Source organism: Halocynthiibacter styelae (assembly GCF_016123485.1).
Lineage (GTDB): Bacteria > Pseudomonadota > Alphaproteobacteria > Rhodobacterales > Rhodobacteraceae > Halocynthiibacter > Halocynthiibacter styelae.
The window spans coordinates 16580-27753 of record NZ_JADCKQ010000022.1 but is presented as its reverse complement, the minus strand read 5'-3'; the positions used below and the strand labels follow the sequence as shown (position 1 = coordinate 27753).

The 11174-nt window shown below is 54.1% G+C and carries 8 protein-coding genes; 7 read left to right on the top strand and 1 reads right to left on the bottom strand.

Annotated elements, in window-relative coordinates:
- From H1D41_RS17940 to H1D41_RS17910, 7 genes are all read left to right on the top strand, one after another.
- The coding region (locus tag H1D41_RS17940; RefSeq protein ID WP_324250294.1) for a CocE/NonD family hydrolase C-terminal non-catalytic domain-containing protein at positions 1–1093 on the top strand (1093 nt) is incomplete at its 5' end.
- A gap of 21 nt (positions 1094–1114) precedes the next feature.
- Positions 1115–2677, top strand: a complete 1563-nt coding sequence (locus H1D41_RS17935; RefSeq protein ID WP_228850216.1) for an ABC transporter substrate-binding protein — start codon at positions 1115–1117, stop codon at positions 2675–2677.
- 68 nt (positions 2678–2745) lie between these two features.
- Entirely contained in the window at positions 2746–3684 is a 939-nt protein-coding gene (locus H1D41_RS17930; protein WP_228850215.1) for an ABC transporter permease, read from the top strand.
- Positions 3685–3696: 12 nt separating this feature from the next.
- A complete protein-coding gene (locus H1D41_RS17925; protein WP_228850214.1) occupies positions 3697–4554 on the top strand; it encodes an ABC transporter permease in 858 nt (285 codons plus the stop codon).
- Entirely contained in the window at positions 4551–5531 is a 981-nt protein-coding gene (locus H1D41_RS17920) for an ABC transporter ATP-binding protein (RefSeq protein WP_228850213.1), read from the top strand. The genes H1D41_RS17925 and H1D41_RS17920 overlap by 4 nt, the downstream gene beginning before the upstream one ends.
- Positions 5528–6451 (top strand): ABC transporter ATP-binding protein, encoded by a 924-nt coding sequence (locus H1D41_RS17915; RefSeq protein ID WP_228850212.1) that lies wholly within the window; start codon positions 5528–5530, stop codon positions 6449–6451. Before H1D41_RS17920 ends, H1D41_RS17915 begins: the two co-directional genes overlap by 4 nt.
- A gap of 14 nt (positions 6452–6465) precedes the next feature.
- On the top strand, positions 6466–8094 hold the full coding sequence (locus tag H1D41_RS17910) for an amidohydrolase (RefSeq protein ID WP_228850211.1): 1629 nt from the start codon (positions 6466–6468) through the stop codon (positions 8092–8094).
- A gap of 1063 nt (positions 8095–9157) precedes the next feature.
- Here the strand turns inward: H1D41_RS17910 and H1D41_RS17905 are convergent.
- On the bottom strand, positions 9158–11155 hold the full coding sequence (locus H1D41_RS17905; protein WP_228850210.1) for a TonB-dependent receptor domain-containing protein: 1998 nt from the start codon (positions 11153–11155) through the stop codon (positions 9158–9160).
- Between the last annotated feature and the right edge of the window lie 19 nt (positions 11156–11174).

Here is an 11174-nt window from a genome sequence, read left to right as displayed (position 1 = left end):
CCCGCTGGTCGTCGCTATGCGAACCGCATCACGTCTGAACTCGTCGCTGTATCTTGGTGCCATGTCTTGTCTCCTTCATTGCGAATATCGCTCGAAAGAGGCCGGAACTAAATCGGGACAAGACCAGGGTGCAGATGGCCTGACCAGTACCGCACAATCCGGCAAAACCCATGTGCAAACCCCCGCCCATGTTGGTCAGCAAAGCGGCTATTTCTGCGCGGGTATGCGCGTGGACAATGAGTTGCCCGGTGATCAGACGCCGGATGATGATCTCAGCCTGTGTTTTGACACGACACCCTTGTCGGATGCGCTGGAATTATTGGGGCGGCCCGTGCTGAAAATCAGCTTTCGCGTCGATCAACCCACCGCCCAGCTGATGGCGCGTCTCTGTGATGTCTCGCCCGAAGGTGTCTCGCAGCGGATCAGCTATCGCCCCTTAAACCTGACACATTACGCAAGCCATGAGACCCCTGAATTCCTGGTGCCCGGCCAAGTTTATGAAGCCGAAATTGAGCTGAATGAACTGTCCCACCGCTTGCGGCCGGGACATATTCTGCGCCTGGGACTATCGACCTCATACTGGCCCATTCTTTGGCCCGCGCCCCAGCCGACAGGCGTGACGCTTGTGAATGAAAACTGCAGCCTGTCTTTGCCCGTGCGCCGGGCAACAGACACCGGTGACACAACACATCCCGGCGCCGCGAATGACTTTCCAACCCTGCAAAGCGAGGTGCTGCGCGACACCGCATCACGCGTTGAACAAAGCCAGGAAACCGATGGAACGATCGTTCTGGAAACCTTTGATGATTATGGGAAATCCCGTGATCCGGGCCATGGTCTGGAAAGCGGCAGCCATGTGTCTCTGCGTTATGCGATCCACCCGGATGATCCCCTGAGCGCAAGCTACGCATCGCAGTGGAACTTCACCTATGGGCGCGGCGACTGGCAGGTCGAAATCGACACCGAAACCTCAATGACCTGCGACGCCCGGAACTTTTATCTGCACCGAAAATTACGCGCAACAGAAGGCGCGCTGAAATCCGAAGTCCTCGTGAAGGAATGGTCCCGGACCATCTCGCGCGGATTTCTGTAAATCACATAAAGGGAGAAGACTATGAAACTCGAATGGACCAAAGCCCCCATGGGGCGGCGCAACTTTCTGAAGACAGCAACTGCTCTGGGTGCCTCAGCCGCGCTGCCAATGGGCTTTGCCGGACAGGCCATGGCATCAGAAGGCAGCACATTGCGCGTGCGATCTTACGGTGACATGTCCACAATGGACCCGGCCCACAGCAACGGCGTGTTTGACGAAGAAATTCACGCATCCGTTTACAACAAGCTGATCCAATATAAGCCGGGGTCTGAATGGGGTTGGCAGCTGGATGCCGCATCCATGATCGAACAGGCGGATCCGACACATATCAACTTTGCGCTGCGTGACGATATTGGTTTCACCAATGGCCACGGTGCCATGACGGCTGAGGATGTGAAATTCTCGTTTGAACGCATTATCGCGGATGAAACAGAATCCCCAAACAAGCCTGACATGGGGTCTTTCAGTCATGTTGAGGTCACCGGCGAGCGCGAAGGCACGATCGTTTTGAACGAACCTTTCGCGCCACTTTGGTCCATCGCCCTACCCTATATCACCGGCAACATCGTGTCCAAAGCCGCGACTGAGGCCGCAGGTGGGCGTATCGGAACAGACCCGGTTGCTGAATCTGGCCCCTATCTGCGCGCGAGCTGGAGCCCGAAAGAAAAAACTGTTCTGACACGTAACCCGGATTGGAAGGGCGACGCCCCGGCTTGGGATAACATCGAAATCCTGCCAATCGATGACGAAAACACCGCCGAGATCGCTTTTGAAGCTGGCGAGTTGGACTTCACCCGCGTGTCACTTGGATCGGTCGAGCGTTACCGCGCAGGCGTGCCAAATGGCGGCACTTTGCTTGAAAACCCATCGCTGTTTTACGTGTGGTTGGGCATGAACCTTGACCATCCAAAGCTGCAAAACCCCCTGCTGCGTCAGGCCATTCAACATGCCATTGATGTGCCTTCCATTCTGGAAGCCGCTTATTTCGGCGCGGTTGAACCTTCTACTGGGATCATTGCTCCTGGCCTTGCAGGGCATCGCGAGGCGGGTAAAGTTGCACCTGCAGCTGATTTCGCCCGAGCCGCAGAACTTCTGGCTGAATCCGGTGAAACCAACGTCACCCTAACCTTGGATGTGTTGAACAAAACAACCTTCACAACCACCGCACAGATCATTCAGGCGACCTTGGCAGGCATCGGCATCACCGTTGAAATCAACGTGCTTGAATCTGGCGCCTTCTGGGACAGCGGCAACAATGAGAACCTGCAACTTGTGTTGAACCGTTTCTCAATGACGCCAGATCCGACCTATGCAACAGCCTGGTTCACCACGGAACAGGCGGGCATCTGGAACTGGGAAAACTTCCGCAATGCAGAATTCGACCAGCTTCACGCGGATGCGGCACGCGAAACCGATCTTGCGAAACGTGCAGAGATGTACATTCGCGCGCAGGACCTGATGGAAGAAAGTGGTGCATACCGCTTTATCACCCATGAGGCGACACCGGTTGTGCATTCCTCAGGCATCATTCCTGCGCTGCGCCCGGATGGGCTGACCTTGCTGCGTTACTTCGGCAAATCCTGATCTAACTTATGGGCGCGGCCTAATCGCTGCGCCCATTTCTACCGCACAGCCCAGGGAGCCATGTGGGAATGTTCATCTATACTGTAAAACGGTTCGCCTTGGCCGGACTGATATTGATTGTGGCGGTCACCGCCATGTTCCTGATGATCCGCGCCGTCCCCGGAGACCCCGTCTCGATCATGCTTGGGCCGCGCGCCACGCCGGAACTCAAGGCGTCCTTGATTGCGCAAATGGCACTGGATCAACCGATCTGGAAACAACTGCTGATCTACTACGGTGGATTGCTGCGCGGAGACCTGGGCATTGATGTCTTTTCCGGGCGTTCGGTGGTTGAAATCGTCTTTCAGCAACTCCCCTACACACTTGAGATGATCACCCTCTCTGTCGTTTGGTCCGCAACCCTTGGGATCGCCCTTGGTGCCTATGCTGCGGCAAATCCCAATACGATGATTGACCGTATCGCGGCCGCCGTTTCCGTAAGCTTCGTCGCCGCCCCCGCATTTGTGGTCGCCTTATTGGCCCTGCTGATTTTTGCGGTGCAATTGCAATGGTTTCCCGCCATTGGCGCGGGTGAAGGGTTTTGGGGGCGCTTGAACCATCTTGTGCTGCCGTCCTTTGCCATTGGCCTTAGCTGGGTTGGTTATATTGCGCGTCTTGTGCGGGCTTCCATGCTTGAGGTTCTGGGCGAAGGTCATATTCGAACCGCGCGCGCTTTTGGCATTTCTGAACGCCGCATCATCATGAGCTACGCCCTGCGCATCGCGATCCTGCCCGTTTTCACCGTGATCGGTGTCGGCATGGGATTTCTGCTAAGTTCCGCTGTTTTCACAGAAATCGTCTTTGCCCGCCCCGGCATTGGCAAGCTTGTGATTGATAGCATCACCACCCGAAATTACCCCGTTGTGATGGGCACTGTTCTGGTCTCAACCGGGTTGTTTGTTCTTTCCACAGCCATCGCAGATCTTCTGAATGCCCTTCTTGATCCCCGCGCCCGTAGCGCGAAATAAGGAACGTAAATCATGTCAAAATCCCGTTCCGAACTGAGTATTATCCTGCGTGGTGTCGCGAAAGATCCCCTTGGTCTGATTGGCCTGATCATTGTCGGTGCCATTGTCATCAGCGCCATTTTTGCCGCCTGGATCGTGCCTTATGATCCCATTGGAATGAATATTCCTGACCGGATGCAAGGCCCGTCCTGGTCCCATTGGTTGGGCACAGACAACCTTGGACGCGACACGCTTTCACGCGTGATCATGGGGGGACAGGTCGCGTTGAAAGTTGCCTTGCCTGCGGTTTTTGGCGCCATGGCGATTGGTCTGACATTGGGAATGATCGCAGGTTATGGGCCACGATGGTTGGATAACCTCCTGATGTTATTCTTCGATACCTTGCGATCCTTTCCGACCGTGATGTTTGCACTGGCCGTTGTGGCCCTTGTGGGGCCAAGCCTGCAAACCGTTGTTTTGGTGGTGATGGCCACGTCCATTCCGACCTATGGGCGGGTGGCGCGCACGCAAACTCTGACCCTGCGCAACAGTGAATTTATCCTGGCCGAACGCGCCATGGGTGCCAGCATGGTGCGTATCCTTGGAGTGCATATGTTGCCCAATATCATCGGCGTTCTGGGGGTACTTGCCGCGATGGATGTGCCCACCGTGATCGCCCTTGAAGCGGGTCTGTCCTTTCTGGGCCTTGGCGTGAAACCGCCGACACCCAGCTGGGGCGCGTTGCTGAAAGATGGTTATGCCTTGATCCGCCAAACCCCCTGGCTGGTGGTCGGTGGCGGCTTGCCCATTATCCTTGCCACCCTTGGGTTTACCTTTCTCGGGGAAAGCCTGCGCGATGTGGTTGATCCAAAGCTGAGGAAGAACAGATGAGCGATACATTGTTAGAGATCGACAATCTCAGTGTTGATTACGAAACCGAACGTGGTGATCTGAAGGCTTTGCGTGACATCAGCTTTGATGTGCAAAAAGGCGAAATCGTTGGAATCGTTGGTGAAAGCGGATGTGGGAAATCGACGTTGATTTCATCCATCCTGCGCCTCACGGCCCCCAACACGCGGTTTCGTCAGGGCGAAGTGCGCTTCAAAGGCGACGACATCCTGACCAAAACGGAACGTCAGATGCGTGACTTGCGGGGTTCTGATATCTCGATTGTGTTTCAGGACCCGATGCAGACGCACAACCCGGTGCTGACCATTGGGCGGCAGCTGGTGGACATTCAACATCGCTCAAAAGCCACCAAGGCGCAGAAACTGGACATCGCGGCGAAGATGCTTGCGGCGGTGGGTATTCCTGACCCGCAAGCACGCCTAAAGCAACATCCGCATGAGTTCTCAGGCGGGATGCGGCAGCGTATTGCGATTGCCATGGCGTTGATGTCCGAACCGGATTTGCTGATCGCGGATGAACCGACAACCGCGCTTGATGCCACGCTTGAAGTGCAGATCATTGAACGCCTGAAAGACCTTCAAAGCGAGATGAACTGCGCAATCCTGTTCATTTCGCACCACCTTGGTGTGATCGCAGAACTCTGTGATCGCGTGGTCGTTATGTATGCGGGCGCGGTTGTGGAAAGTGGCGATGTGCGCGAGATCTTTCATGATCCCAAACACCCCTACACGCGGCGCCTGATTGAATGTGATCCCGGCCATATCAAAACCCGCGCGCGCATCCTGCCGACCATTCCCGGCGAAGTTCCTGATCTGGCAAACCTACCGGACGGTTGCATTTTTCGGGATCGCTGCGAACAGGCAACTGACAGATGCCATCAGGTGCCCGCCCTTGAAAAACTGAAAGAAGGGCATTTCGCCGCCTGTTGGCTTAATCACCATGAGGAGGCCGCGACATGAGCGCGATTTTGGACGTAAATGACCTGCAAACCAGTTACGGCAGTGTCAATGTTTTGGCCGGCGTCAGCTTTTCGGTTCAACCGGGGGAAACCTACGCCATGGTCGGGGAAAGCGGATCTGGCAAAACCACGGTTATCCGCGCGATTGCGGGTCTTGCCCCCGCGCAGGCCGGTTCTGTGAAATTTGACGGTCAGGAAATTCGCGGCCTGTCTGAGCGCGCCATGCGGCCTTTGCGCAAAGACATTGCGATGATGTTTCAGGATCCGATTGGGTCTCTGTCGCCGCGTGTCACTGTGCGCAATCTGATCACCGAACCCTACCGCATTCAGGGCATGAAAGAGAAGGACATCGATGCTGAGGCCAAACGCCTGCTGGCTTTGGTGAACCTGCCGTCCCATTTTGCCGACCGCTATCCCTATCAATTGTCCGGTGGTCAAGCCCGTCGCGTGGGCGTTGCGCGCGCCCTGGCGCTTGAACCAAAACTGATCCTCGCGGATGAACCAACCGCCGGGCTTGATGTGTCTGTTCAGGGTGAATTACTGAACCTTTTGAATGATTTGCGTGATCGGCTGGGCCTGTCGATGGTGATCATCACCCACAATCTGAATGTTGTGCGTCACATCGCGGATCGCATGGGGATTCTCTATCTTGGGCGGCTTGTGGAAGAAGGCAGCACGGAGGCGATCTTTGATGAACCCCGCCACCCCTATACGCATTGTTTGCTATCCGCCAATCCCGAACCTGACCCGGATGCCCAACTTGAACGTATCGCCCTGAAAGGCGAGCCGCCCAGCCTGTTGATGCGCCCAAGCGGTTGCGAATTTCGTGAACGTTGCCCTGTGGCCTCTGACATTTGCCTTCAAACCCCAAAATGGGAAGTAAACAACGATCACGGCCTGCGTTGCCTGACCCCTCGTTAAATTCGGACGACATTATGACTTCTACAAAGACCCTTTATTTTAACGGCGTGATCCTTTCTATGGATGACATTAATTCCACCCCCGAGGCCGTGCTGACACAGGGCGAAAACATCCTTGCGATCGGCAATGAAGCAGAGTTGCGTCAGCAGATGGATCAAGACACCCGCGAACATGATTTGCAGGGTCAAACCATGCTGCCCGCCTTTATTGACCCGCATGGCCACTTCCCCGACCCGGGTTTTATCAAGCTGTTTCGCGTTGATCTGTCCTCGGCCCCGCGCGGTGATTGTGCCGATATTCCACAAGCGATTGAACGCCTGAAAGCGCGTGCGGCGCGGACCCCTGTTGGCGAATGGGTGATGGGCGTGTCTTTTGACAACACTGCCATCGCAGAAGGGCGCATGCCCACCCGAACTGAGCTGGATCAGGTCTCAACTGAGCATCCAGTTTGGGTCATCCATGCTTCTGGTCACAATGGTACGGCCAACTCTATGGCGTTGAAATTGCAGGGCATTACCGATGACACCCCTGACCCCCTTGGCGGCAGATACGGGCGCGACACGGAAACTGGTGTTCTGACCGGGTTGGTTGAAGGCATCGCCGCGATGGGCCCTATGGGGGACACGGATTTCCTGATTGATCGTGCGAAATTCTGGCAAGGTTTTGACGCCACACGCGATGAATATCTGGACCATGGTGTGACCTATGCGCAGAACGCCTGGGCCACCCGTGAGATGCTGGAACATTTCGCAAGTATGCCCGCAGATCAAGACCCCGGCATTGATTTGATGTTGCTGCCCATTGGTGAAATGGAACCAGAACTGACCCAAGGCGATGCCCCGTTGGAATGGCCCGGAAACCCGCACTTCACCCTTGGCCCGCGTAAGCTGTTCACCGATGGCGCGTTTCAATTGCAAACCGCGTTTTTGTCCGAGGATTACCACAAACCCATTGACGAAAACGCCCCCCGTGGCATGCCCTATACCGATATTGGCGAACACCACAAACAGGTGAAAAAACTGCATGATATGGGCTTTCAGATCCATTGCCATTGCAACGGGGATGCTGGTGCAGACATCTTTATCGACGCTGTCGAAGCCGCTTTGAAAGACAATCCCCGCCAGGATCACCGTCACACATTGATCCATGGTCAGGTGCTGCGTGATGACCAACTGCAACGCATGGCGCGCATTGGTATGACGGTCAGTTTCTTTTCCGCCCATATCCATTTCTGGGGGGATCGCCACTATGAGAATTTCCTTGGTCCAAAACGGGCTGAGAATATCTCACCTGCGGCGTCGGCGGAAAAATTTGGCGTGCGCTATACATTGCATAATGACGCGGCGGTCACGCCCACACGCCCCATTCATCTGGCCCATTGCGCCGTCAATCGCGTCACAGCATCTGGACGCGTTCTTGGGGAAAGCCAAAAGATTTCAGTGCTTTCGGCCTTGCGCGCCCAGACCATTGATGCGGCATGGCAAGTGTTCCAGGAAAAAACCCGAGGCTCCATAGAGCCCGGGAAAATTGCTGATTTCGTGATCTTATCACGTGACCCACGCGAGGATGTCGACAGGCTGCAGGAAACACGCGTCATAGCGACAATTCGCAAAGGTGAAACTGCAAATTCGGCTCGAGACTAGATTTTCATCGGCTTAGAACGAAATTTGACGGCTTCCCTCAATGCTTGTTGGGTCATGAGTACAACTCCCCCCCCTTTGTTAACCGAATAACTGTATCACAACAGCTGCTTTGACCAATGGACTTGTCACGCTTGCGTTCCGGTCTCTCAGCGAGGCCGGGCCAATGTTGGACAGAATGGGAAGGTCGCTTTCGAAGGATTTGTAACTCAAAACATGATCGATGCCTTTAAACGAGAGATGGTAACTTTTCGTTGTGATGGCGGTCACGAGGTCGAGACAGATTATGCTTAAATGCGAAATGGAGTAACGCGGGAGCGCGTGGGGCAACAATGACTGTGCCGGACGTGGTCAAACGCTTGAAAATTACAAAGCCAACCGTGACGTATCTCTGCAGAAATGGCCTCTTGTGCCGTGTTCAAGATACGCCATTTCGCCGGGATGGTGCGATATCAATATGTAGCGTTTCTGTCGCAGAGTTCGAGAATACATTCGTGTCGTTGGGAGAGTTTGCCTCCCGAGAAAACTGCAGGCAAGGTGCCCTGGCCATCAGGTTGAAAAATGAGGGTGCGCAGATGTTGGCCATGCCACCTAAGTATAGTCGGATATTTTGGCGTTCGGATCTTGAAACGTGATAGTTAAAATCTGTGCATTTCTGGGATCGAACACCTAAGAGAGGCCTCAGGATACGGCTTTTCAGCCCCGTCACCAGAACAGTTCGCCCCAAGCGGCACCCGGAGGCTCGCAATCCTTAGGCGAGTCCGGCTAACATAACAAATCGGGCTATGTTCAGGCCTCAAAAGTCGCTGAATGGAGATGTTGCTATTTCAGAAGCATTCAAACAAAAAAGGTTCTTTCTGTGCTTGATCTCCCAGTACTTTAAGGTGCAGCCATCAATCGTGCAACGTGTCCCCAAAGGGGCACATATATTTCACGATATTATAAGATTGGATCGATCGAAGATAAATGACAACAGACCAAACGTGCTAAGGTAGGATGGCCTCTGAAAATTGTATCTTCTGTTATGAGTTCTGCGCCCGAAATTTACGGGCGCAGACCGGGTGTTTTAGAAAGTGTATTGGGCACTCAGGCGAATTGAGCGTCCATCTTCATACAGGGGTTCAACTTCACCTGGGAAATCCTGCCCATAGGTTGCGCGTGCGACATAGCCTTCGTCGAAGATATTGTTCACCTCTGCGCGCAAAGTCAGGCCAGGAACATTTTCCGGGCTATATTCAACAAAGGTGTTCACAACCGTGTATCCGGCAATATCTACCGAACTGCTGTAAAGTGTATCAGTCAGGGTATAGTCTAAGGTGTGTTCGGCGTTCCCCCCAAGGATCACCCCATTGTTGAATTGATGTGCAGCCTGAAGCGTTACGACTTCACCCAAAGGCATTGTCAGATAATTACCGTTATAGGAATCTGCAGACAGGCCGTTCACTTCCGTATCTATGTTGGCGTAACCGATCCGCACAAACCCATTGTCCCAGTTGGTAGACAATCCCAGTTCGAAACCTTTTGAAGCAACATCTGCGGTGAGAGCAGGGCCGCCACCGTAGCTGGCAGCGCGTGAGTTATCGATTTCGGTGGAAAAGATCTTGCCGTCAAGGACAGCCCATCCGGCGTCATAGCTGGCTGCTACATAGATATTGTCCGATGTGACGTCTTCGATTTCAGATGCTGAATAATCCCAGACCGGGTTCAGAATGTAGTTTTCAGCAAGCTCAATCCCCCCCCAGACATGAGAATACCCGGCGCTAAGCGTCACGCGGTCTGAAAGATCGATTTCGCCAGAGACATTGTAGGACACGCCATCGGTGGATTGTGTAGAGCCATCGATGCCCTCGAAACTCTGGAAGTCAGCCCGCAAACCTGTCGAAAAACGCGTGTTCGCAGTTGGATCCATGCGAAATTGCGCAAAGACGCCGACATTGTCCAGCTTTTCGCCACCCGAGGAATTAAATGCCGGAGAGGCAACGTTTCTGTAATCGAGGGAGGTTTCATCCGAATAGAAATCGACACCTGCATTCAACTCACCAAATGAAAGGGCGAACCGGTTTGATACCTCACCATTCAGACTGGTTGTTTCGCCTTCAGTGTATTGATCGGCTGGTGTCCCAAGTTCATCATTGATCAGCATGGTGCCGCTATAGGAAAGCCGAAGGGTCGGGTCCCAGAATGCTGCTGATTTCGTTGTGGTGTATTCGAGGCTGTAGTTTGTCCGGGTCAGATCATAATTACGTGTGGGGGGCACAGGGCGCCCGCCAATGATGGCCCCGATGTTGGCTCTGTAAGGGCGGGCAGCATCATCTGCGACCTGCTCGGCAGAAAACTCAAACCGGCCTCCGTTCTCAGATTCATAAGCAACTTTACCCAAAAAGCTTGTGAATGCGGTTGTAGACCCGATGATTTCGTTTCCAAACCCATCGTCGCGTTCGTTCCCGGTTGCAAAACGTCCGAATGCCAGGGCTTCAAATCCCCCCTGACGACCGTAGAGAGTCAGGCTATTGGAAAACACATCACCGTTTGAACCGTATTCGGATTTAAGAGAGCCACCAAAATTATCATCAGGATCCAGCAGATCGCCAACATCTTTGGTTTCATATTCGAGCGCCCCGGCTAAGGCGCCCGGGCCCGCATCCGCAGGGGCAACACCAGCATCAACTCGCACGGCCTGTAGCAGTGACGGATCAATCAGGGTCGTGGTGTTGTGGTGGAACACACGGTTGTTCTGGCGCGCGCCATCAATGGAAATAGCGAGGTTATTTTCCTCAATCCCGTTGACGTAAAGTTTTTGCGCCATAGGAATGCCACCACCCACAGAGAGGGTGGGTTCGGCAGCGAATAGTTCTGACAAATCGGCCGGGTTGCTAAGTGCAAGCGCTTCGCTGGTCACGGAAAGACCATCTTCGGCTTCAGGGTTCAGCGGTGCGGATACAACTATAGTGCCAAGATAGACAGTCTCATCGGTGGTTTCATGTGTGCCGGCCGTATCTTGTGCCCAAACAGTGGCAGGACTCATACCCAATATTATACATGTCGTGAGTTTCAGAAATCTCATCGGTTATCCCCTTAATGCG